The sequence below is a fragment of the Paraburkholderia sp. AV2 genome (assembly GCF_054968425.1).
Map to the genome: position 1 here is coordinate 1 of NZ_JBANLK010000075.1, position 22,307 is coordinate 22,307.

The 22,307-nt window shown below is 65.4% G+C and carries 18 protein-coding genes and 1 pseudogene; 7 read left to right on the forward strand and 12 right to left on the reverse strand.

Translation table 11 applies throughout. From position 1 onward, the window contains the following. Positions 1-53 precede the first annotated feature (53 nt). Positions 54-608: pseudogene (locus V8683_RS29570) on the reverse strand (LysR family transcriptional regulator); the annotation flags it as partial. Positions 609-711: 103 nt separating this feature from the next. Here V8683_RS29570 and V8683_RS29575 point away from each other — a divergent pair. Continuing rightward, positions 712-1,749: an NAD-dependent epimerase/dehydratase family protein gene (locus V8683_RS29575; RefSeq protein ID WP_411192864.1), complete on the forward strand. Its 1,038-nt coding sequence runs from the start codon at positions 712-714 to the stop codon at positions 1,747-1,749. Between the two features lie 53 nt (positions 1,750-1,802). On the opposite strand, the gene V8683_RS29580 is transcribed toward V8683_RS29575, so the two are convergent. The 3 genes from V8683_RS29580 to V8683_RS29590 all read right to left on the reverse strand — a co-directional run bounded on the left by V8683_RS29580 (position 1,803) and on the right by V8683_RS29590 (position 5,688). Beyond that, positions 1,803-2,867: a diguanylate cyclase gene (locus V8683_RS29580; RefSeq protein WP_411192863.1), complete on the reverse strand. Its 1,065-nt coding sequence runs from the start codon at positions 2,865-2,867 to the stop codon at positions 1,803-1,805. Between the two features lie 251 nt (positions 2,868-3,118). Next, positions 3,119-4,330, reverse strand: a complete 1,212-nt coding sequence (locus tag V8683_RS29585) for a M20 aminoacylase family protein (RefSeq protein ID WP_411192862.1) — start codon at positions 4,328-4,330, stop codon at positions 3,119-3,121. 38 nt (positions 4,331-4,368) lie between these two features. Continuing rightward, a complete protein-coding gene (locus V8683_RS29590; protein ID WP_411192861.1) occupies positions 4,369-5,688 on the reverse strand; it encodes an MFS transporter in 1,320 nt (439 codons plus the stop codon). 531 nt (positions 5,689-6,219) lie between these two features. Here V8683_RS29590 and V8683_RS29595 point away from each other — a divergent pair. Next, on the forward strand, positions 6,220-7,395 hold the full coding sequence (locus V8683_RS29595) for a PAS domain S-box protein (protein ID WP_411192860.1): 1,176 nt from the start codon (positions 6,220-6,222) through the stop codon (positions 7,393-7,395). A gap of 27 nt (positions 7,396-7,422) precedes the next feature. Here V8683_RS29595 and V8683_RS29600 read toward each other — a convergent pair whose 3' ends face one another. Beyond that, complete coding sequence (locus V8683_RS29600) at positions 7,423-8,163, reverse strand: sensor histidine kinase (protein WP_411192859.1); 741 nt, start codon at positions 8,161-8,163, stop codon at positions 7,423-7,425. Positions 8,164-8,431: 268 nt separating this feature from the next. On the opposite strand from V8683_RS29600, the gene V8683_RS29605 reads away from it, so the two are divergent. After that, a complete protein-coding gene (locus V8683_RS29605) occupies positions 8,432-8,620 on the forward strand; it encodes a CsbD family protein (protein ID WP_411192858.1) in 189 nt (62 codons plus the stop codon). A gap of 2 nt (positions 8,621-8,622) precedes the next feature. Here the strand turns inward: V8683_RS29605 and V8683_RS29610 are convergent, their stop codons facing one another. Continuing rightward, entirely contained in the window at positions 8,623-10,149 is a 1,527-nt protein-coding gene (locus tag V8683_RS29610) for a PAS domain S-box protein (protein WP_411192857.1), read from the reverse strand. Positions 10,150-10,411: 262 nt separating this feature from the next. Here V8683_RS29610 and V8683_RS29615 point away from each other — a divergent pair, with 262 nt between their 5' ends. Next, positions 10,412-10,684 carry a hypothetical protein gene (locus V8683_RS29615; RefSeq protein WP_411192856.1) on the forward strand — a complete coding sequence of 91 codons (273 nt, stop codon included), beginning with the start codon at positions 10,412-10,414 and terminating at the stop codon, positions 10,682-10,684. 40 nt (positions 10,685-10,724) lie between these two features. On the opposite strand, the gene V8683_RS29620 is transcribed toward V8683_RS29615, so the two are convergent. After that, a complete protein-coding gene (locus V8683_RS29620) occupies positions 10,725-11,708 on the reverse strand; it encodes a LysR family transcriptional regulator (RefSeq protein WP_411192855.1) in 984 nt (327 codons plus the stop codon). A 386-nt stretch (positions 11,709-12,094) separates the two neighbouring features. On the opposite strand from V8683_RS29620, the gene katG reads away from it, so the two are divergent. The 3 genes from katG to V8683_RS29635 all read left to right on the forward strand — a co-directional run bounded on the left by katG (position 12,095) and on the right by V8683_RS29635 (position 15,961). After that, complete coding sequence (gene katG, locus V8683_RS29625) at positions 12,095-14,266, forward strand: catalase/peroxidase HPI (protein ID WP_411192854.1); 2,172 nt, start codon at positions 12,095-12,097, stop codon at positions 14,264-14,266. Positions 14,267-14,548: 282 nt separating this feature from the next. Continuing rightward, positions 14,549-15,502 (forward strand): LysR family transcriptional regulator, encoded by a 954-nt coding sequence (locus tag V8683_RS29630; protein ID WP_411192853.1) that lies wholly within the window; start codon positions 14,549-14,551, stop codon positions 15,500-15,502. Positions 15,503-15,649: 147 nt separating this feature from the next. Then, positions 15,650-15,961: a high-potential iron-sulfur protein gene (locus tag V8683_RS29635; protein WP_027797736.1), complete on the forward strand. Its 312-nt coding sequence runs from the start codon at positions 15,650-15,652 to the stop codon at positions 15,959-15,961. Between the two features lie 74 nt (positions 15,962-16,035). On the opposite strand, the gene V8683_RS29640 is transcribed toward V8683_RS29635, so the two are convergent. The 5 genes from V8683_RS29640 to V8683_RS29660 form a co-directional block, all read right to left on the reverse strand. Further along, entirely contained in the window at positions 16,036-16,443 is a 408-nt protein-coding gene (locus V8683_RS29640; protein ID WP_411192852.1) for a PPC domain-containing DNA-binding protein, read from the reverse strand. Between the two features lie 21 nt (positions 16,444-16,464). Then, a complete protein-coding gene (locus V8683_RS29645) occupies positions 16,465-17,904 on the reverse strand; it encodes an aldehyde dehydrogenase family protein (protein WP_411192851.1) in 1,440 nt (479 codons plus the stop codon). Positions 17,905-17,949: 45 nt separating this feature from the next. After that, entirely contained in the window at positions 17,950-19,131 is a 1,182-nt protein-coding gene (locus tag V8683_RS29650; protein ID WP_411192850.1) for a fumarylacetoacetate hydrolase family protein, read from the reverse strand. A 9-nt stretch (positions 19,132-19,140) separates the two neighbouring features. Beyond that, a complete protein-coding gene (locus tag V8683_RS29655; protein WP_411192849.1) occupies positions 19,141-20,922 on the reverse strand; it encodes an IlvD/Edd family dehydratase in 1,782 nt (593 codons plus the stop codon). 153 nt (positions 20,923-21,075) lie between these two features. Beyond that, positions 21,076-22,092 (reverse strand): LacI family DNA-binding transcriptional regulator, encoded by a 1,017-nt coding sequence (locus V8683_RS29660; protein ID WP_411192848.1) that lies wholly within the window; start codon positions 22,090-22,092, stop codon positions 21,076-21,078. Positions 22,093-22,307 lie beyond the last annotated feature (215 nt).

The window sequence follows — 22,307 nt, forward strand, 5'->3', positions numbered from 1 at the left end:
CTCAACGCCAAATATCTCGCACTACAGAATACCGTTTAGATCGCGACGGAACAGTCTAGCGTGGCCGGCGTTCCATGCGCGGCGAGGTAGTCGTCGCGCGCATGCAGTCCCACTTCGACGGCGCCGATACGCCGCGCGATCAGCATCTCCTGCACCGGCCGCGTCATGCGGACCGCGATGTCCGCTTCGCGCTGCAGCAGATCCTGCAAGCGATTCGTCGCCACCAACTCGACCACGAGCCCCGGATGCTCGCGCCGCAATTGCGCGATCACGGGCGGCAGCACCTCCACACTGATCACCTCGCTCGCCGAGATCCGCACCACGCCGCGCATCTCCTCGCCCCGGCCGGACGCCGCGCGCTCCAGCGCCGCCGCGGTGCTGCGCATCGCCTCGGCGTAGCCGCGCAGCGCCGTGGCCGCTTCGGTCGGCAGCAGGCCCGTCTGCGAACGCGTGAAGAGCGGCTGGCCGAACGCCGCCTCCAGCGCCTCGACGTGCCGCCCCGCCGTCGGCTGCGTGATGCCGAGCGCGCGCGCGGCCCCCGAAAGCGAGCCTTCGGTCAGCACGGCGAGAAAAGTCCGGTAGAGCTCCCAGCTCAGGTTCGAAGTCATACATAAATGTATAGCCGATCCCTTTTGTTTGCCAATTTATTATGTGCGGCGCCCGTCGCAGAATGTCTCCGTCGAAACCATCGGAACGCAGCGGAGGATCATCATGGCAACCCCATTTTCCGAACGTCAGGGACAGCAGGACCGGTTTGCGCTCGTGCTGGGCGCCACCGGCGGGATAGGCGGCGAAGTGGCGCGCCAGTTGCGCGAGGCGGGCTGGCAGGTGCGCGCGCTGCATCGCCGGGCGGCGGAAGTCGCGAATTCCGGTGATGGCATCGACTGGCGGCAGGGCGACGCCATGGACCGCGAAGCCGTCATGCGCGCGGCGCGCGGTTGCGCCGTGATCGTCCACGCCGTGAACCCGCCCGGCTATCGCAACTGGTCGAAGCTCGTGTTGCCGATGATCGGCAACACCATCGCAGCGGCCCAGGCCGAAGGCGCAACCGTCGTCCTGCCCGGCACGGTCTATAACTACGGGCCCGAGGCGTTCCCGACGCTCACCGAAGACCAGCCGCAGCGGCCGCGCACGCGCAAGGGCGCGATCCGCGTCGAACTCGAGCGGCAATTGCAGGCGGCCGCCGCGCAAGGGGTGCGCACGATCGTCGTGCGGGCCGGCGACTTCTTCGGTCCGCATCTCACCGGCAATAACTGGTTCTCGCAAGGTATCGTGCAAGCGGGCCGGCCCGTTAGCGTCGTCCGCCTGCCCGGCCGCCCCGGCGTGGGCCATCAGTGGGCCTACGTGCCCGACGTGGCCCGCACGATGGTCGAGCTGATCGAACGACGAGCCACGCTGCCGGCGTTCGCGACGTTCCACTTCGGCGGTCACTGGGATGCCGACGGCAAGCAGATGGCGCAAGCCATCTGCCGTGTCGCGCAGCGGCACGGCGCGAAGCCGCGCCAGCGCCGCTTTCCGTGGGCGTTCGTCTACGCGGCCGCGCCGTTCGTCACGACGCTGCGCGAAATGCTGGAGATGCGCTACCTCTGGCGCGAGCCGATCCGGCTCGAGAACGCGCGGGTTGTTGCCACGCTGGGCCGCGAGCCGCACACGCCGCTGGACGTCGCGGTCGCTGCCACGCTGGCCGGGATCGGGTGCCTGAACCGCGGCGCGCAGCAGGCCGAGCCCGCCGCGCTGCACGCGAAATAAGCGAGCCAGGTCCACAAGGCCGACCCGAACCACCCGTTAGCGAATACGCGCACTCACGGCTGCGCGAGCGCCTCGCCCACTACCACGCGGTCGCGTCCGCCCAGCTTCGCGCCGTAAAGGCTCGCGTCGGCCTTCTGCAGCCAGGCGATGTGATTGGGCATGTCCTGCTCGCATTGCGCGATGCCGACGCTGATCGTGCAAGGACACGCGGCGCCGTCGTGCCCCGCCTGGTCGCGCACCGTCGCGACGAGGCGTTCGGCCACGGCGCGCGCCTCGGTGAGCGTCGCGCCGGGCAGCACCACGCCGAACTCCTCGCCGCCGTAACGGCCAATCGGGTCGCTCTCGCGGAAATGCGACTGCAGCATGGCGGCAAAGGCCTGCAGAACCGCATCGCCGGCCGGATGGCCGAGCGTGTCGTTGATGCGCTTGAAGTGATCGAGGTCGACAAGCAACAGCGACGACGCATAACGGCGCTCGCGGCAACGTTCGAATTCCGCGGACAGCTCGTGCTCCCAACTGCGCCGGTTGAGCAGCCCCGTGAGGCCATCGGTGCGGCTCAGCCGCTGGAGGGTACGGGTCTGCTCCCCGAGCTTGCGCGAAATGCGGTAGGTGGCCAACCCCAGCGCAAGCGGATAGATCACGAGAAACGGCAAACAGGCGAGGATCGTCGGCATGCTCGACATCGGCTCGAACAGGAAGCCGAGCGTCAGGATGCCGATGACGAAACCCACCAGATGGGCCAGCACGCCACGCGCGAACAACTGCACACCGCCTGCCGCGATGTTGTCCATGCTGAGCATCACGAGGATCAGCACGCACGGCAGCACGTTCATGCGCATCGCGATCACCCAGAAGCCGCCGAACGCCGCATCGATCAGAAGATTGACGCGTTCGCCACGAAACGGCACTTCGCAGGCCAGCGAGGCGCGCCGCGCAACATGCGGCCAGAGAAAACCGTGAAAGGCAAGCAGCCCCCATAGCACGAAGCCACGGTGCTGCTGCCAGAAAACGGAGGCGACACAGAGGAACCCAAGGCCAAGCCCCGCGATCCTCAGACGATAGACGCGTTCGACGAAACGCTTGCCCTTGCCGGCCATGACATTCGATGCTGCATTCATTGCAATGCGTCTTGGATGTTGTCGCTGCACCGGATGAAAAGGAGGTTAACTTCTATTGTGCCATCGGTCAGCCCTGTTTCGGCTAGTCAAATGGAATGCTGCAACCGCGGGCGGCTCATAGGGTCTCGGCAAATTCGCTGCTTATGTCAGGCATCGCGCAAAAGCCCGGTAACGCAAAAACGCGTGCGGCCTTGAACAAGCCGCACGCGTGAAAGTGAAATACAACGCGGGGCCGGACAAACCGCAGTGGATCAGGTCGCGAGAAACCTCTGCGCGAGACGGACCCAGCATGCCGCGCCCAGCGGCAACACCTGGTCGTTGAAATCGTAACCGGGGTTGTGAACCATGCAGCCGCCGAACTCGCCTTCGCCGTTGCCGAGCAGCAGGTAGCAGCCCGGCACGGCGCCCAGCATCCACGCGAAATCCTCGCTGCCGTTCAAGCCCTTCGGTGCCTGCGTGACCACGTTCTCTTCGCCCACCAGCTCCGCGCAGACCTGTTGCGCGAGCACCGTTTCTTCAGACGTATTGACCATCGGTGGGGTGAGCTGACGATAGTCGATCTGCGCCTCCACGCCATGCGCCTGCGCGGTCAACGCAACGATCTCGCGCACGCGCGCCTCCACGAGCGCGCGCGTCTCGGGCCGCGCCGCGCGCACATTCAGGCCCAGTTGGACCGACTCCGGAATCACGTTGTGCGTCGCGCCGCCGCGAATGTAGCCGATCGACACGACGGCCGTATCGTCCGGCGGCACATTGCGCGCAACCACGGTCTGCAGCGCCGCGATGAGCGCGCCCGCCGCCACGATGGGATCCTTCACGCGGTGCGGCATCGCGCCGTGGCCGCCCACGCCCTTGAGCGTCACGTCGGCCACGTCGGACGAAAGGCTCACCGACCCCGGCAGCACGCGGAACGTGCCCGCCGGCACGCCCGGCATGTTGTGCAGCGCGTAAACGGCGTCGCACGGAAAGCGTTCGAAGAGACCGTCGTCGATCATCGCCTTCGCGCCGCAGAGGTTCTCTTCGTCGGGCTGGAAAATGAGGTTCAGCGTGCCGTTGAAGTCGCGCCGGTCGGCCAGCTCCTTCGCCGCCGCGAGCAGGATCGCCGTGTGGCCGTCGTGCCCACACGCGTGCATCTTGCCGGAGGTCTGGCTCGCATAAGGCAGACCGGTGTTCTCGACGATCGGCAGCGCGTCCATGTCGGCGCGTATGCCGAGGCGCCGCTGGCCGTCGCCCACCTTGAGCTGGCCAACCACGCCGCTACGTCCAATGCCCGTATGCACCTCGTAGCCCCACTTCTCGAGCAGCATGGCGACGAGCTTCGCGGTGGCGCCCACCTCGAAGCCGAGCTCCGGCTGGGCATGGATCTGCCGGCGTATGCCGATGAAGGTCTCGGCGTCGATTTCGATTTGGGGCAGCAGCGTGGGCAACTGTCTGAATGGCATCAAAGCGGGTTCGCGCTTCATGGCAAGGTCGTCCTCCATGATCGAAGAGTTGGGGAAGGTCAGGCAACGCGGTGTTCGCGGATGCTCGCTACCGCGAGCAAAGTCACGCAACTGCACGCGACGAGATAGAGCGCGGGCGTGAGCGGATTGCCCGTTTTCGCGAGCAGCCACGTCACGAGGAATTGCGAGCTGCCGCCGAACACCGTCACGCCTACGCTGTAGATCACCGAAAGCCCGCTTGCGCGCACGCTTTTCGGCAGTATTTCCATGATGATGAGCAGCATCGGCGTCGAGCCGAGGTTGGTGGCCGCCGTCATGATCACCGCCAGCAGCAGCACCAGCGGCACGCTCGGAAAGTGCGTCATCAGCCAGAACGCCGGAACGACGAAGGCGATGTTGAAGAAGATCGCCGCCATCACGATGGGCTTGCGGCGCGCGAAACGGTCCGCCAGCCGCCCCGAAGCGAGCGACGCCACGAGCATCGTGAGCCCGGTCGCGCAGCCCGCGAGCAGCGAGAGCGACGGCGGCATCTTCAGCACGCGGATCATGTAGGTGGGCATGAAGAACACCACGAGGTACATCCCCACCGTGCCCGCGGTCACCGAGAGAATGCCTTGCAGCAGTTTCGTTCCATGCTCGCGCATCAGCGTGCCGAGCGGGCTCGGCACGTCGGGCGCGGCCTCGTGCGTTTCGTCGAGCTTCGAGCGGATGTAGAGGCCCACGGGCGCGATGGCGAGGCCCGCGAGGAACGGCAGGCGCCAGCCCCAGCTTTCGAGCGCGGCGGGCGTGAGAAAGGCGTACAGGAGCGCGCCCGTGAAGGCGCCGAGGAGCGCGGCGATGCCCTGGCTGCCCAGTTGCCAGCTCACGCGAAAGCCGCGCCGGCCCACGGCGCCCGACTCCATCAGCATGGCCGTGGCCGCCCCCACCTCGCCGCCCAGCGAGAAGCCCTGCAACAGGCGCCCCGCGAGAATCACGAACGAGCCGAGCACGCCCGCCTGCGCGTAAGTGGGCGCGAAAGCGATGCACAGCGTGCCGCCCACCATCAGCGCGATGGTCAGCGTCATCGCGGCCTTGCGGCCGCGCCGGTCCGCGTAGCTGCCGATCACGAAGGCGCCGAGCGGACGCATGACGAAGCCGATGCCGAAGGTCGCTACCGCGAGCAGCAGCGAACCATAGGGATTGTCCGAGGGAAAGAAGAGCCGGCCGATCAGGATGGCGAAGAAGCTGTAGACCGTGAAGTCGTACATTTCGAGCGCGTTGCCGATCGAGCAGGCCGCGATGAGCCGGAACTGGCTCGCGCGCGAGGCGGCGGGCGCGGCTACGCCGGCGAGGCGCGGGGAGCCGGCTTCGTCGGCGGCCGTGAGCGTGACGTCATTCATGGCGGATCTCCGCAGGACGGTGTGAACGAAGCGGGCCGGACCGCGCCCTTCGCCTTCGTAGATAAACTGCTTTGGGTAACACATCGCCGGCGCAGAGGAACACCGACCGGATCGAGTTTCAACCCAGCTTCACTTTTGAAAGAAGTGACAAATTTTCATCGCGATAACTGAATGGAATCACTAGCGCGAGAACGACGGCGAATGATGATTTCACAGTCGAGCCACCACGAGCCGGTCGTCAGCTTCTGCTTAACCGGCAACGCCCCTGACAATATTTGACCTTCCTGGGTGCGAGGTATTGATACGATCACCTGGCAACAGGAATCGTCTGGTCATTTCGAAAATCAATAAAAATAATTTTGACCCCATTTATTTCAAAAAGGCCGTTCTTTCTCTCCGCACCGCCCTATTCCTTTCTCTCCGGATATCCGGGAATACCGTCGCGGATCCGGCGTGATAAAAGCAGGCATTACCCCCAAGGCTCGCGCCTTATTCATCAGAAAAACCGTCTGAAACCTGCCGGGAGCGTGAATGATGCGAAACCAGAAAGAGGATTTCCGGTTTCTGGCGGAGAACAGCGCCGACATGGTGTGCCGGGTAGGGTTCGACCTCGTGATGCACTATGCGTCGCCGTCGTGCGAGCGGATTCTCGGCTGGAAACCCGAGGAGATGGTGGGAAAGGGCCCGGACGCCTTTGTCTTTCCGGAAGATTTGCCCACGGTAGCCGCCGCCCACGAGCGGCTCATGCGGGACGGCGTCGATCCCGTGCCGACGGAAGTTCGCATGCAAAGAAAGGATGGAAGCTACGCATGGATGGAGGTCAACGCGCGCAGGGTGCAGGGTGACGGCGGCGCTTCGGGCATCGTCCTCGTCATGCGCGACATTTCCCGGCGCAAGCTGGACGAGGCGGAGAGCAAGGGCATCCTGCCGATCTCCGGCAAGAAATACGCCGTGCCCCTGGCATCACGCAGCGAACACGGACTCGCGCAACACGATGACGATTTGCCCTTCCGCAAGGCATTTCTGATGACCCCGATTCCCATGGTCATCGCTACGTTCGCCGGCTTCACGATCATCGACGTCAACGACGCGTTCATCGCCGCGACCGGTTACGCCCATGACGAACTCCGGGGACGCGGGGCGTCGGAAGTCCGGCTGCTCGACGATCGCACCTGCCGGCATATCGCGACGACGCTTCGCCAATCCCGTAGCCTCAGGAAAATGGAAATCCGGCTCCGCACGCGCGAGGACGCTCACATGGATTGCCTCCTGTCGATCGAGACCGCGACCGTCGACGGCCAGCAATGCGTTCTCGCCGTGTTTCAGGACGTGTCCGAACGCAAGCGTTCCGAAGCCGAACTCATGGAGGCAATCGAGAGCGTCATGAAGGACATGAGCTGGTTTAGCCAGGCGGTCATCGAGAAACTGGCTCAACTGCGTCAGCCGCGCCGCGTGGCCGGCCCGGAAGCGGAACTGTCCGATCTTACGCCGCGCGAACTCGAGGTGCTTGGCCTGATGTGCGAGGGGCGGACCGACGAGGACATTTCCGGCGCGCTCGGGCTATCACGCAATACCGTCCGCAATCACGTCTCGCGGATATACACGAAGATCGGCGTCCACCGGCGAGCCGGCGCGATAGTCTGGGCACGAGCCCGCGGTGTATTGGAGTACGAATTACCTAAAAGGCGCGCACGCCGTGGCCGATGACCGGAAATTCGAACAGGTCCACGGCGTTTACCGAGCGAGCACCGCCTTGACACGGCCATGTCCGGCATTCGTCTCGATCTGCAGGGTTCCCCTCGATGCGGTACACAGATGATGCGCGAGCCGAAGACCGAAACCGGCATCGTGCACGGGATCGAAACCGGCCGGAAATCCGCGCCCTTTGTCTTCGACGACGACTTCCACCTGCCCTGCGTGCCACGCCAATGTCACATCGACGTCGCCGGTGCTGTATTTGACCGCGTTGGTCACCAGTTCGGCCACGATGGAGCCGAGCGATATGAGCGTCTCGCGATCGAGCACGAACGCTTCGCCGGCCGCGAGACGCAACGTGCGCAGGCTGCCGGGGTCCAGCAGCGCGCCGCGCAGGTCGCGCAGAAGGCTGGCCAGATAGTCTCTCGCGGGCTCGCCGCCACGCAGGCCGCTCCCATAAAGATGCTCGTGAATCCGCGCGACGCTGCCGATGCGGCGGGCGGCGGTATCGAGCGCATACCTCGTTTCGGCATTGCTGGACTGGCGTGACTGAAGCTGCAATGTGCAGGCGATCAGATGAAGGCTATTGCGCATGCGATGATGCAATTCCCGTATCTGAAGCGTCTGCACCGACGGTACCTCCCGTTGCGCGGCTTCCCCGGAATCCGGATCTTGAGCGGAAAGTGGTTTCATGGCGAAAGGAAAGAAGGAAGCCCGTTGTCGATGGGCGATCAGCGTGACGCAGCGCCGTCCGGCGGCCTGGCCACCGGATGCGGCCACTGTATCGCCGCCGCCCCGGCACTGAATAGATACCGGCATACCAATCGGCCTGGTTCAACCATACCGACCTGCACTGCCGGACTCTCCATGGGCGCAAGCCCCGAGCGCCGGCCCGGATTCGCACACCTGTCCTTCCGCCAGGTTCGTGACAACGATACCGGATTACCCGGTGCGTACGGCTCTGTTGCCAGGCGCGATGCTTCGCTACATTGAGCCTGTCCCCGCCGTTTCGGCAAGGGACTTTCCCCTCATCGACTGGAGAGCAATCATGGATAACGACCGGATCAAGGGCGCAGCGAAGGAGATCAAAGGCTCGATCAAGGAAGTGGCCGGCAAGGTCACAGGTAATCGGGAAACCGAGGTGGAAGGCAAAGTCGAAAAAGCGACGGGTACGGTCCAGCGCAACATCGGCGAGGCCAAGGACAAGGTCCGCGACAAGCTTGATAAGGATAACTGACGTTATCGTTCCCGGCCGCGTTGAAGATGACCCGGCCGTGGCGATATCCCTGCGTGGCCATTGCGGTCGATTCCACGGTCGCGCGCCCAGATGATAGCCGCCGAACGGCGGTTGACGCCGATCTTGCTGTAGATGGCGGCAACATAATTGCGCACCGTGTTGCGCGACAGGTGCAGCGTTTCTGCAATCTTCGAATCGTCGCTGCCCTCGCACATCAGAACGAGGACTTCGCGCTCGCGCGGGCTCAGGTCCGCGAGCGCCGCGCCTGTCTGGCCTGCGCGCGCGGGATGGCGAATCTCCGCCAGCTTTTCGATCACGGTCCGGCTGAACCACGACGTGTCCTGCATCACCGTCTCGATGGCCGCGATCAACTCCCCTTCGGAACGTTTGCGCTCCGTGATGTCCTGGAGCACGCACAACACGCAGCGCCGCTCATGGATGGTGACCGTCTCGGCAGAAACGAGACAGTCGAGCGTGTCCCCGCTCTTGGTGCACAACTGCATCTCGACATTGCGCACGCTGCCGGCCGATTCGACGTCTTGCCGAAACTGATCGAAAGCCGCGCCGTCCGCCCACAATCCCAGCGACGACGGACTCCGTGCGATCACCTCTTCTGCCTGGTAGCCGGTCACCGCAACGAATGCGTCGTTGATGTCGAGAAACAGCATGTCGTCCAGCGAGCCGACGGTCATCGGCACGGGCGCGAGACGAAAGGCCGTCGAAAAGCGCTCTTCCGTCTGCCGCAGCGCCGCTTCGACTTTCCGCCTCGGTTCGAGGTCCATAAAGGTGAAGAGCATGCAGTTCTCGTCGCCGATCTCGATCGGCTGGCCCGCCACGATCACGAACTTGCTGCCGCCGTCCGCGATGCGCAGCACGCTTTCCATTTGCGGGATCGTGCGGCCTTCGTTCAGGTAGCCGACGGCCTGATCTCTCCTGTCCGACCCGCCGAGCACGTCGAACTCATAGGCCGAGCAACCGATGACTTCGTCCCGCGCGTAGCCGGTCATCTCCAGGAAGCCCTGATTGACCTTCACGTACCGGAGGTCGGACAGCCGGCAGATCACGGCAGGCGCCGGATTGGCGTTGAAGGTTCTTTCGAAGCGCTCTTCGGCCGTGAACCGCTCCGTCACGTCCTGGATCACGAGCACCAGCGACTGCGGCTCGTCGGCGGCGTCGGTCAGCACGAGGCTGCGTATCTGGTGGACACGGCGAAACGTGTCGTCTCCGGGCTTCGTCACCTCGACGATCACGTCGTGAAACACCTCGCCCGCGAGCACGCGCGCGAGCGGATATTGCTCGGGCAGCAGCGCGTGGTTATTGCGGTATTTCAGCGAAAAGCGCTTCTGAAAGCCGGTGGCATCGCCGCCGAAATCCGCGAGCGCATCGACGCCGTGAATCGACAAGGCCGTTTCGTTGGCCCAGACGATCGAGCCGTCGGGATCGGCCAGCACGATGCCCTCGGTGAGTCCGGCCACGATCTGCTGCAACTGCCGCCGGTCGACCTGCGGCCTGGTGGAAGCGGAATCCATCGCGTATCCCCGTTGTTTTGCAGGCCGTACCGGCAGCCGCCCACTCCGCTCATCATGAATGCAAAGCCTCGCAAAGAACAGAGCGAATTGCACAATCTCGCCTGGTAATTTTGTCATGGGTGAGAGATGACGGCCGCCTGTTCGCCTCACGGGAACGGAAACTAGTCCTTTTTTCACCGGTCGTGTAGTGCGAACCGGTCTTTCATCCGCCGGGGCAGTGAAATAAATTCTGACGAATATCGCCTTGCCGCCCGGAAAGAGCATGTTCTGCAAATTTCATATTTCAAGGCCCAGAGTGGTAGAGAAACTGGGGGTGGTCTCTTTTGCGATCATGGACGACCTGGTGCTGAGAGTGGGAACCGTATCGTTCCAGGTCCTGCTCTCGCTCGATCCCGATCGGACTCCCGAAGAATCGTTCGTCCTGAACATGGGGAAGATTCGACATGCGGCCTACCTTGCGTCCCGGAAGACCGCGCAGCCAGCTTTCGTCGACGTGGACCTGGAATGTTTCGCCACGCTTTTGCCCATGCCGTGACCTTGCCGGCAGCACGGGAATACATGCGGAAAGCAGGCAATTACTGCAGGCTTCGATCCATCAGCGCCATGGCCGGCGCTCGCGAGTCCCGCGCCACGCGGCTACGCGACGGCGGCATCGCCAGTCCGTTGCGCGGATCGCCGCGGAACTGCTCGATGGCGAAGTCGATAAAGCACCGCACCTTCATGGTCAGATACCGGCGCCCCGGATAGACGATCGAGATGTCGTGCATGCCGCCGTCCACGTCGTAGCGGTCGAGCACGGCCTGCAGGCTGCCGCGCGCGATGTCGTCGGCAACGAGCGGTTGCGGCAGCAGCGCAATCCCCAGCCCTGCAAGCGCGGCGGCGCGCACGGTGGCGTGACTGCTTGCCGTGAGCGGACCGTGGGCGTGGATGCGCTGCGAGCATCGCGCGTCGCTGAACTCCCACGTGCGCGGGTTATGCGCGACCGATAGCAGTTCGTGCGCCGCAAGATCGGCCGGCGCACGCGGCACGCCGCGTCGCCCGAGATAGGCGGGCGCCGCCACCACGACCTCTTTCACCGGCGTGAGCTTGCGGCAGACGAGCGTTGCGTTGACCTGTTGCCGGTCCGTTGCGAAGCACACGTCGAATCCCCCTTCTATCAGGTCGATCTGCGTGTCGTAGACCGTCACGTCGAAATTCACGCGTGGATTCGCCTCGCGATATGCGCCGAGGAGCGGCGTCAGCCCGCCATTCGCGAACAACGACGGCGCGGCAATGCGCAATATGCCGCCTGGGTCGCGCGTGGCGCGCACGAGGTCCGACTCCACTTCGTCGAGCTTTTCGATCACCACGCGGCAGCCATCCAGATAGAGGCGCCCTGCATCGGTCAAGGAAAGCCGGCGCGTCGTGCGGTTCAGGAGGCGCATGTTCAGATGCGCCTCGAGCATGCCGACGCTGCGCGTGACAGCCCCGGAGGACATGCCAAGCTGCTTGCCCGCGAGCGTGAAGCTGCCCAGGTCGACGACGCGCGCGAACACGCGCATGGCTCGTAGCTGGTCCATGTTAAGTGGCCGTAGTGAAAGGAATGGCACGGCTTCTGCAACGCATGGCGAATACGGAAGCTGGCAGCGATTATCGCCCTCGGTCACGGGTCCGTGCTTTAAGCTGGCGGCCTCGCGAGATTAAGGAAAATTTAGGGTGGCCGGCCATCCGCCGGCCACCCGCCGGCCCACCATGAGGCGCGCCACAGAGCATGCCGGTCACCCCGGTGCTACGCTTGTCTGCCTGCAACGACGGCGTAATAGGTTTTCGGTATTCCGTCATTGGGGAAAATCAATTTTCCCCAATGACCGCGTTCCCATAACATGGGTTGCCTGTTCTCCCCGCCCGCAGGCCTCATGCACTGTGGGCGTATCGATGTAACCAACCACGATCCTGCGAGAGAGTCATGTCATCCGAACCCAAGTGCCCGTTCCCCGGCCATACCACGCCTGCCACCCACACCAGCGGCGGCGGCACGACCAATCGGGACTGGTGGCCCAACCAGTTGCGTGTCGATCTCCTGAGCCAGCACTCCGAGAAATCGGACCCGCTCGGCAACAAGTTCAACTATCGCGAAGCTTTCAGCAAGCTTGACTACGAGGCCCTCAAGGCCGATCTGCGCAAGCTGATGACCGACTCCCAGGCGTGGTGGCCGGCCGACTTCGGCCACTACGGTCCTCAATTCATCCGCATGGCCTGGCATGCCGCCGGCACCTACCGCACCGGCGACGGCCGCGGCGGCGCAGGGCGCGGACAGCAGCGCTTCGCCCCGCTGAACTCGTGGCCCGACAATGTCAACATCGACAAATCGCGCCGCCTGCTGTGGCCGATCAAGCAGAAATACGGCCAGCAGATTTCCTGGGGCGATCTGATGATCCTGACCGGCAACGTTGCGCTCGAAACCATGGGCTTTCGCACGTTCGGCTTCGCCGGCGGCCGCGAAGACAGTTGGGAGCCGGACAACGACGTCTACTGGGGCGCCGAAAAAGAATGGCTTGCCGCCAGCAGCCAGCCCAACAGCCGCTACTCCGGCGACCGCGATCTCGAGAATCCGCTGGGCGCCGTGCAGATGGGCCTCATTTACGTGAATCCGGAAGGCCCGGACGGCAACGGCGACCCGCTTTCCGCCGCGCGCGACATTCGCGAGACCTTCGCCCGCATGGCGATGGACGACGAGGAAACGGTCGCGTTGATCGCCGGCGGCCATACCTTCGGCAAAACGCACGGCGCCGGCGCGGCGAGCCACGTGGGCGCCCCCGTCGAAGCCGCCCCGCTCGAAGCCCAGGGCCTGGGCTGGTCCAGCAGCTACAAGTCCGGCAAGGGTGTCGACGCCATCGGCAGCGGCCTCGAAGTCACCTGGACCCAGACGCCCGCACAATGGAGCAACTTCTTCTTCGAGAATCTGTTCAAGTACGAATGGGTCCAGGAAAAGAGCCCGGCCGGCGCGATCCAGTGGGTAGCGAAAGACGCCGACGCCGTCATCCCGGGGCCGGCCCCCGATGCACCGAAGCGCAAGCCCACGATGTTGACGACCGATCTGTCGCTGCGCGTCGATCCCGCCTACGAAAAGATTTCGCGCCGTTTTCTCGAACAGCCGCAGGCATTCGCCGAAGCCTTCGCGCGTGCCTGGTTCAAGCTGACCCATCGCGACATGGGACCGAAGGCCCGCTACCTCGGTCCGGAGGTGCCCGCGCAAGACCTGATCTGGCAAGATCCGCTGCCCAAGGCGACGCACGCGCCCAGCGCGTCGGACCTCGCCGCGCTCAAGGAAGCGATTCGCGCTTCCGGCCTCCCGGCTTCCGATCTGGTCGCCGTGGCCTGGGCCTCGGCCTCGACCTTCCGCGGCTCCGACAAGCGCGGCGGCGCCAACGGCGCTCGCGTCCGCCTCGCGCCGCAGAAGGACTGGGAGGTCAACCAGCCTGTCGCCGATACGCTCGCCAAACTGGAGGCCATCCAGAAGGCCTCGGGCAAGGCATCGCTCGCCGACGTGATCGTGCTGGCCGGCAGCGTAGGCATTGAAATGGCCGCGAAGGCCGCAGGCGTCGATGTGACCGTGCCGTTCGCAGCGGGCCGCGTGGACGCCTCGTCCGAGCAGACCGACGTGCCCTCGTTCGCAGCGCTCGAGCCCATTGCGGATGGCTTCCGCAACTATCTCAAGGGCAAGTACGCCGTGCCGGCCGAAGCCCTGCTGATCGACAAGGCCCAGTTGCTGACGCTGACCGCGCCCGAACTCACGGCGCTGATCGGTGGCCTGCGCGCCATCAACATCAACGCGGACGGAAGCTCGCACGGTGTCTTCACCAGCACGCCGGGTGCGCTCACCAACGACTTCTTCGTGAACCTGCTCGACATGGGCACGGAATGGAAGGCGGCCGGCGACATCTACGAAGGCTACGACCGCAAGACGGGACAGCCGAAGTGGACCGGCACCCGCGTGGATCTGGTGTTCGGCTCGAACGCCATCCTGCGCGCGCTCGCCGAAGTCTATGCGAGCGCCGACGGCAACGCGAAGTTCGTGAGCGACTTCGTGGCGGCCTGGGTCAAGGTGATGAATCTCGACCGCTTCGATCTGCGCTAAACCGCGGCGGCGGCGGGCGGCCGAAAGTCAGGGCCGCCCGCTGCGTTTTATCGCTGTGGTGGTTCACCATGATGTTCTGCAAAAATCGTGTGGCAGTCCCAAGCGAATGGCGGGTAACCTCAATCTGGCCGGCAGCGCCACGCCCAACTCCTTGCAGGCCCTTGCCGCGAACACGTCCTTGAACAGGACCGTTTGCGGCGCGACCACGTAGAATGCGACGACAATCTATTCGCAAGCCGGCCCACCAGGGCAACTACGTACGCCCCTGCAAGGAACGCACGGATGAAACTGCACCAACTGCGTGTTCTGCTCGCGCTCGCGCAGCACGGCAGCATGCACGAGGCCTCGCGCAGCCTGCATATCTCGCAGCCCGCGCTCTCCAAGGCCGTGGCCGAACTGGAGCGCGAGCTGGGCGTCACGCTGATGTCGCGCTCGGTGCGCGGCGTGAGCCTCACGAACTACGGGCGCGTACTCGCCAAGCGCGCAAACGTGGTCGAGCAGGAGCTGCGGCACGCGCTGGAAGACATCGAAGCCATGCGCGGCCACGCGGAGGCCCAGCTCAATATCGGCTTTTCGGCCGTCGCATCGAGCGGCCCGCTGCCTGAAGCAATCGCGGAGTTTCGCCTGCGCTATCCCGCCGTCGCGCTACGCGCCTACGAAATGCGGCCCCAGCAGATACTGGAGGGCCTGCGCGAAGGCCACCTCGACCTCGCCCTGATCTCCACGAACAGTGGCCCCGGCACGAACGCGTTCCAGTGGGAGCCGCTCTTCTCGGTGGGCATGGTGATCGCTGCGCGGCCCGGCCATCCGCTTGGCCGCGTCACGAGCCTGCGTTCGCTGCTGGAGGCCGACTGGCTCACGCTCGATCCGCTCGACGACCCCGGCAGCCCGCTCGCGAGCCTCATGCGGCTGCATCGCCTCGACATGCCGAGACGCATCGTGCAAAGCGCATCGAATCTGCTCGGTCTGCAGTTGGCCACCTGCACCGACCTGATCAGCATGTGGTCGGACTTCGTGTTCTACGGCACGGGCGGGCCGCTCATGCTCAATCGCACCACGCTCAAGCCCATTCCTATCCGCGACGAGCTGCCCGACTTCCATGTGTACATGGTGTACCGCTCGACCGACCTGATGACGCAGGCCTGCACCGAATTCAGCAAGGAAGTGCGCCATCGCAGCCGCACGATGGTGTCGCCGCGCGCCGCCGCGGGCGCCGCAAGGCATTCGAAAAGTTGAGACGCCGAGGCATCCCTGTCACGACGTGACGTTAAAAATCACCTTGCGCCAAACGACGCCTCGCCATAGTCTGTTACAAGGAGTTCGACCTCGACGTCAACCCGCGCGGCCCTTCCCCACAGCCGCGCCCAGCACAGGAGACTTGCAATGCCATGCTCCCGCCGGCGCTTTATCGCCATCGCTGCGGCACTTGCTTCCACCCCGGTCTTCATCGAAGAAGCGCGCGCCGACGCCGCCCCGGTATCGGAAAGCGATCCCACCGCCCAGGCGCTCGGGTACAAATCCAATGCATCGCAGGTCGACAAGGCGAAGTACGCCAAGTATCAGGCCGGGCAGTCCTGCTCGAACTGCCAGCTCTGGCAAGGCAAGGCCGGGGCGCCCAACGGCCCCTGCCCGATGTTCGGCGGCAAGCTCGTCAATAGCGGCGGATGGTGCAGCGCCTACGTGAAGAAGGCCTGATACGCGAACGGTAGCGCAACGCCCATTGCTTCGGATTCCGATGCAATGGGCGTAGTTCCTATGCACCTCACCCGTTACTTACGGGTGGGCTCTCCGTCGATCTGTAGCTCTTTATACCCTGTCTGGGGGTCGAGGGCGCGCGAGAAACGATGCTCGGGGAGCAGGACGAGCAGTAGCTCGGCCGTGGTCCGCACGCGGCAGCCGTGCGCCACATGGCCGCCCGATACCTGGCCGTGCGCGTCGGCAACGGACATGTGCAGGTGCGCGCCGTCGGGCGACACCGAGCCCGCAACGGTCAGTATTTCCAGATCGCCGCGCAGCTCGCAGGCAGACTCGGCGCCGGCGTAGCGTAGCTGCGCGACGCTAAGGCTCCCGATGCCCTGCACCACGAAGGCGGCGCTCACGCCGCGCTCGCGCAAGGCGGTTTCAACCGCGGCGCGCAGGTCTTCGCCGGGAGACAGTCGCAGGGGACAGGCTTGCATGGCAGACCACCCTGTACGCGATCAAACCAGCGGATTGATGTATGCCGTCTTGACGACCGTGTAGAACTCGCGCGCATAGCTGCCCTGCTCGCGCGGGCCATAGCTCGAACCCTTGCGCCCGCCGAACGGCACGTGATAGTCCACGCCCGCCGTCGCCGTGTTCACCATCACCATGCCCGCCTGCGCGTGCCGGCGAAAATGCGTCGCGTATTTCAGCGAAGTCGTACAGATGCCCGCCGAAAGACCGAACTCCGTATCGTTCGCCACCGCGAGCGCCTCGTCGTAATCCTTCACCTTGATCACGGAAGCCACCGGGCCGAACACCTCCTCGCGGTTGATGCGCATCGCCGGCGTGGTTCCGGTAACGAGCGCCGGCGCGAGGAAATAGCCCTGCGCCGCATGCGCCACGCGTTCGCCGCCGAACACTTCGCCGCCCTCTTCCCGCGCGATGTCGAGATAGCGCTCATCCTGTGCGAGTTGCCGGTCGTCGACCACCGGGCCGATCTGCGTGGCCGCCTCCAGCGCGTCGCCCACCACGAGCTGACGCATGCGGGCCTGCATTGCCGCGACGAAGCGATCGTAAATGCCTTCGGTCACGATCAGGCGGCTCGACGCCGTGCAGCGCTGCCCGGTCGAATAGAACGCGCCGTTGATGCACGCGTCCACCGCAACATCGAGATTCGCGTCGTCGAGCACCACCATCGGGTTCTTGCCGCCCATCTCGAGCTGGAACTTCTTGCCGAGCTGCACGCACTTCGCGCCAATCGCCCGGCCCGTCGCCACCGACCCCGTGAAGCTGATCGCGTCCACCTCGCGCGACTCGACGAGCGCCTCGCCCACCACGGAACCGCGCCCCATCACGAGATTGATGACGCCGGCCGGCGCGCCCGCCTCCGCGATAATGCGCACGAGCTCCCAGCACGAAGCCGGCACGAGGTCGGCGGGCTTGATGACGACGCAATTACCGTAGGCGAGCGCCGGCGCGATCTTCCACGCGGGAATCGCGATCGGGAAATTCCACGGCGTAATGAGCCCGATCACGCCCAGCGGTTCGCGCGTGACCTCCACGGTCATGCCGGGCCGCACCGAGGGCAGGATCTCGCCGTTCAGGCGCAGCGCCTCGCCCGCGAAGAACTTGAAGATCTGCCCCGCGCGCCCCACTTCGCCGATGCCTTCGGCGAGCGTCTTGCCCTCTTCGCGCGCGAGCAGGCGGCCTAGCTCGGCCTTGCGTTCGAGTATCAGCGTACCGGCGCGGTCGAGCACGTCGAAGCGCTGCTGCGGCGTCGAGTTGGACCACTGCGGAAACGCGGCGCGGGCCGCGCCGATCGCGTGATGGACCTGGGCCGCGTCGGCCTGCGCGAACTCGCCGATCACGTCGTCCAGATTCGACGGATTGACGTTGCGCGACACCTGCGTGCTTTCCACCCAGTTGCCCGCAATGAAATTAGCGAACTGGCTCATCGCCTACCTCCTGAATCCTGAAGTCTGTTCATGCAAGACGCGCGCTCAGTGCGCCCCCATTAGCCCGCGCGCCGCGAGGTTCCGGTAGAGCGCGCGCACGCCGAAGGTCCACGGCGCCACGTCCGTGCACCGCTTCACGGTGTTCACGAGCGCGCCCAGCTCCGGCGCCGAAATCGTCACCACGTCGCCCAGATGATGCGTGAAGCCCGCACCGGGCGCATCGCGATCGAGGATCGGCGAGAACATCGTGCCGAGGAACAGCATGAAGCCGTCCGGGTACTGGTGATGTGCGCCGCAGGTCTGCGCGACGAGATCGGCCGGATCGCGGCTGATCTCGCGCATGTGGCTCACGCCGTCGAGCACGAAGCCGTCGTCGGCGCCTTCCACGCGCAGAGAAACGCTGGTCGCGCGCACCGAATCGAGCGTGAAGCGGCCGTCGAAGAGCCGCACGAACGGGCCAATTGCGCACGAGGCATTGTTGTCCTTGCACTTGCCGAGCAGCAGCGCCGACCGGCCTTCGATGTCGCGCAGATTCACGTCGTTGCCGAGCGTCGCGCCGACGATCCCGCCGCTTGCGTTCACCGCAAGCACGATTTCAGGCTCGGGGTTGTTCCAGACCGATGCGGGCAAGAGTCCGATCTCCGCGCCGAAGCCCACGGCCGACATGGGCTGCGACTTCGAGAAAACCTCCGCATCGGGCCCGATGCCGACTTCCAGATACTGCGACCAGGCCCCCCGCCGCTGCAATTCCTCTTTCAGACGCATGGCCGCATCGGAGCCAGGCTTGATCTTAGAAAGATCGGCGCCGATCAGCTCGCTGATCGTCTCGCGCACCGCGCGCGCCTTCGCGGGGTCGCCGCCCGCCTGCTCTTCGATCACGCGCTCGACGAGGCTCACGGCGAACGTGACGCCGCACGCCTTGATCGCCTGCACGTCGCAGGGTGCGAGCAGCACCGGGCCGGTCGCGTCGCCGGTTGCCGCCGCGACGAGCGCCTCCGCGCGGCCGAGCGATTCGCCCGGCGCATGACGGGCGACGTCGAGCAGGTCGGGCCGGTCGAACAGATCGGCCGTGGTGGGCACGACGGCGGTGATGTCGAAAACTTCGCCGCGCCGCACCGCGACGACGCTTGGGCCGGCCTGCGCACCGTCACGGCGCCAGACGCGGCCCACCAGCACCGCGTCGTCGAGATCGACGGGCAAACAGGCGGAAGAAGAAAGTGTGGTCATATCGGGTTCCTAGTGGGAATGGCGCGGCTCGCCGCGCTCGGCGATCACCTTCAGATAGAGCGTAGCCGGTTCGAGGCAGCCGCCGGTCGAAAGCTGCCCGACGAACTGCCGGTACAGCTCCTGCCACGGCGTTTGCGACGGGGGCACGCCGAACGTCGCGGCTTCGCGGCGGCGTTCCAGTTCGTCCTCCGGAATCAAGACGTCGACCTTGCGCGCGTTCAGATCCACGCGGATGCGGTCGTTCGTGCGCAGCAGCGCGAGGCCGCCGCCCACCGCCGCCTCGGGCGACATGTTCAGGATCGAAGGGCTCGCGGACGTGCCGCTCTGGCGCCCGTCGCCCATGCACGGCAGCGAGTCGATGCCCTGTTTGACGAGCTCCGCGGGCGGCGCCATGTTCACCACTTCCGCGCTGCCCGGGTAGCCCACCGTACCGCAGCCGCGGATTACCAGTATGCAGTGCTCATCGATTTCGAGTGCGGGGTCGTTGATGCGCGCGCGGTAATTCTCGGGGCCGTCGAACACGATCGCCCGCGCTTCGAAGACGTTTTCCGCGCCGGGCTCGCTCAGGTAGGTGCGCTGAAACGCCTCCCCGACCACCGACATCTTCATGATCGCGCTGTCGAAGAAGTTGCCCGAGAGCACCATGAATCCGGCGCCGTGCTTGAGCGGCTCGTCGTGCGGGCGGATCACGTCGCGATCGGCTTGCGGCGCCGCGGTTGCAATGTCCGCAATCGTGCGGCCCGACACCGTGGGGCAATCGCGATGCAGCAGCCCCGCTTCGTCGAGCTGGCGCAGAATCGCCGGCACGCCACCCGCGCGGTGAAAGCTCTCGCCCAGATACTCGCCGGCCGGCATGCAGTTCGCGAGCAGCGGCACCTGCTCGCCCACGCGCTGCCAGTCCGCGAGGCTCAGATCGACGCCCATGTGACGCGCAATGGCGATCAGGTGCGGTGGGCAGTTCGTCGACGCACCGAGCGCCGAAGCCACCACGATGGCGTTCTCGAACGCCGCGTGCGTCATGATCTGCGACGGGCGCACGTCTTCGCGCACGAGGTCCACGATGCGCTTGCCGGTCGTATAGGCCATTTGCCCGCGCTCGCGATAGGCTGCGGGAATGCTCGCGCAGCCCGGCAGCGACATGCCGAGCGCCTCGGCGATGCAGTTCATCGAGAGCGCCGTGCCCATCGTGTTGCAGTGCCCGATCGAAGGCGACGACGCCGTCGTGAGCTGCATGAAGCCTTCGTAATCGATCTCGCCGGTCGCCAGCAAATTGCGCGCATGCCAGATCACGGTGCCGGAGCCCACGCGCTTGCCCTCGTGCCAGCCGTCGAGCATCGGGCCACCCGAGAGCACGATCGCGGGCAGGTCCACGGTCGCCGCCGCCATCAGGCAGGCCGGCGTGGTCTTGTCGCAACCCGTGGTCAGCACCACGCCGTCTAGCGGGAAGCCGTGCAGGATTTCGACGAGCCCGAGATACGCGAGGTTACGGTCGAGCGCCGCGGTAGGCCGGCGGCTCTGCTCGGCCAGCGGATGCACGGGGAACTCCATCGGAATGCCGCCCGCATCGCGTATGCCCGCCTTCACACGCTCCGCGAGCGCAATGTGATGACGATTGCACGGCGCGAGATCGCTGCCGGTCTGCGCGATGCCGATGATCGGGCGGCCCGATTGCAGCTCTTCGCGCGTGAGGCCATAGTTCATGAAGCGCTCGACGTAGAGCGCCGTCATGTCGGCATGGGACGGATCGTCGAACCACTCCTGGCTGCGCAGCCTGCGCGGGGTTTGTGTCATGTCTCCTTCTCCTGTTCCTTTCGTCCTGCCCCGGTACGATTCGATGCGACTCGACACGATTCGTTACCGGTAACATATTTCGATGTTAGCACGGCTTCACGTGGCGTACCAAGCGTCGAGCTAAAGCGCTACCGCGCGCGTCCTCATGCGTTCTTACGCGCTTTCGCGCGGCACCACGGCGTACTCGATGCGGACCTTTTCGGGCACGCGCATGAACGACAGCGGCTCGCCAGCCGCTTCGCGCTCGCGCGCATCGAGCGCCGCGAGCAACGACTCGCCGGTGCGCAGGCCGATACCGAGCGCGTCGACGGAGACCGTCGTGATGGTCGGATGGCAGCAGGTGGCGACCTCGAAGTTGCCGAAGCCCGCAATCGCAATGTCGTCCGGCACCGCGAAACCGCGCCGCTGGCACTCCATGATCGCCCCGAAAGCCGACATGTCGCTTACGCACATCACGGCCTCGGTGTCGGGCCACTGCGCGAGCAGTTCGGCGATGGCGGGACCGCCGTGGCTCATCGTCACCGGCGCCTCGCCCAGTCTCACGACGCGCGGCGCCCCGAGACCCAGCGCCTTGACCTCCTGCTGATAGCCCTTGAGACGCTCGATGCCGCGCCGGTCGAGTTCGCCCGCGCCCGCGATAAAGCCGATGCGGCGGTATCCTTTGCCCGCCAGGTAACGCACCATCTCGCGCGTAGCCTTCGCATTCGAGAAGCCCACCACGCGATCGACAGGATCGCTGGGCCAGTCCCACATCTCGACGACGGGCACGTCGGCGCGCTCCAGCAGCGCGCGCGTCGCCTCCGTGTGTTGCGCCCCCGTCAGCGCGATCGCGCGCGGCTGGTAGCGCAGCAACTGGCGCACGAGGCGTTCCTCGCGTTCGAGCGAGTAATCGGTATCGCCGATCAGGAGTTGCAGGCCGTGCGGCTCCAGCGCAGTGGTGAGGCCTTGCACCGTGTCCGAGAAGTTCGAGCTCGACAGCGACGGCACGAGCACCGCGACGAACTCCGAACGCCCCGAGGAAAGCGCGCCGGCCGCCGCGTCGGCCACGTAGCCGAGTTCCTCGATGGCGCGCTGAACGCGTTCGCGTGTCGCCGCCGATGCGCTTCGCCCGGCCAGCACGCGCGAAACGGTCATCTTCGAGACGCCCGCCATGCGGGCCACGTCGGACATGCGGGGTGGAGTGGACTTGCTGGCGGCGGCGGGTTTGGCCATCGATCAGGGGGACGGAGGAATTGGGAATAATCGTATGATAGCTGCAAGCTAGGGCTTGGCGCGCCTTGTGGGGGGTGCTGCCGCGGGGCGCTTGTTCGCAGTTTTTGCTGTTTTGGCGTTTCCTTGTTTTCGTGGTGGTGTGCCAGGGTTGCCCCTGTGCGGGGCGGCACCTA

Bases quoted from the DNA above. Each gene is read 5' to 3' on its own strand.
- V8683_RS29575 (WP_411192864.1), top strand. From the start codon at position 712: ATGGCAACCCCATTTTCCGAACGTCAGGGACAGCAGGACCGGTTTGCG.
- V8683_RS29580 (WP_411192863.1), bottom strand. From the start codon at position 2,867: ATGAATGCAGCATCGAATGTCATGGCCGGCAAGGGCAAGCGTTTCGTC.
- V8683_RS29585 (WP_411192862.1), bottom strand. From the start codon at position 4,330: ATGAAGCGCGAACCCGCTTTGATGCCATTCAGACAGTTGCCCACGCTG.
- V8683_RS29590 (WP_411192861.1), bottom strand. From the start codon at position 5,688: ATGAATGACGTCACGCTCACGGCCGCCGACGAAGCCGGCTCCCCGCGC.
- V8683_RS29595 (WP_411192860.1), top strand. From the start codon at position 6,220: ATGATGCGAAACCAGAAAGAGGATTTCCGGTTTCTGGCGGAGAACAGC.
- V8683_RS29605 (WP_411192858.1), top strand. From the start codon at position 8,432: ATGGATAACGACCGGATCAAGGGCGCAGCGAAGGAGATCAAAGGCTCG.
- V8683_RS29610 (WP_411192857.1), bottom strand. From the start codon at position 10,149: ATGGATTCCGCTTCCACCAGGCCGCAGGTCGACCGGCGGCAGTTGCAG.
- V8683_RS29615 (WP_411192856.1), top strand. From the start codon at position 10,412: ATGTTCTGCAAATTTCATATTTCAAGGCCCAGAGTGGTAGAGAAACTG.
- V8683_RS29620 (WP_411192855.1), bottom strand. From the start codon at position 11,708: ATGGACCAGCTACGAGCCATGCGCGTGTTCGCGCGCGTCGTCGACCTG.
- katG (WP_411192854.1), top strand. From the start codon at position 12,095: ATGTCATCCGAACCCAAGTGCCCGTTCCCCGGCCATACCACGCCTGCC.
- V8683_RS29630 (WP_411192853.1), top strand. From the start codon at position 14,549: ATGAAACTGCACCAACTGCGTGTTCTGCTCGCGCTCGCGCAGCACGGC.
- V8683_RS29635 (WP_027797736.1), top strand. From the start codon at position 15,650: ATGCCATGCTCCCGCCGGCGCTTTATCGCCATCGCTGCGGCACTTGCT.
- V8683_RS29640 (WP_411192852.1), bottom strand. From the start codon at position 16,443: ATGCAAGCCTGTCCCCTGCGACTGTCTCCCGGCGAAGACCTGCGCGCC.
- V8683_RS29645 (WP_411192851.1), bottom strand. From the start codon at position 17,904: ATGAGCCAGTTCGCTAATTTCATTGCGGGCAACTGGGTGGAAAGCACG.
- V8683_RS29650 (WP_411192850.1), bottom strand. From the start codon at position 19,131: ATGACCACACTTTCTTCTTCCGCCTGTTTGCCCGTCGATCTCGACGAC.
- V8683_RS29655 (WP_411192849.1), bottom strand. From the start codon at position 20,922: ATGACACAAACCCCGCGCAGGCTGCGCAGCCAGGAGTGGTTCGACGAT.
- V8683_RS29660 (WP_411192848.1), bottom strand. From the start codon at position 22,092: ATGTCCGACGTGGCCCGCATGGCGGGCGTCTCGAAGATGACCGTTTCG.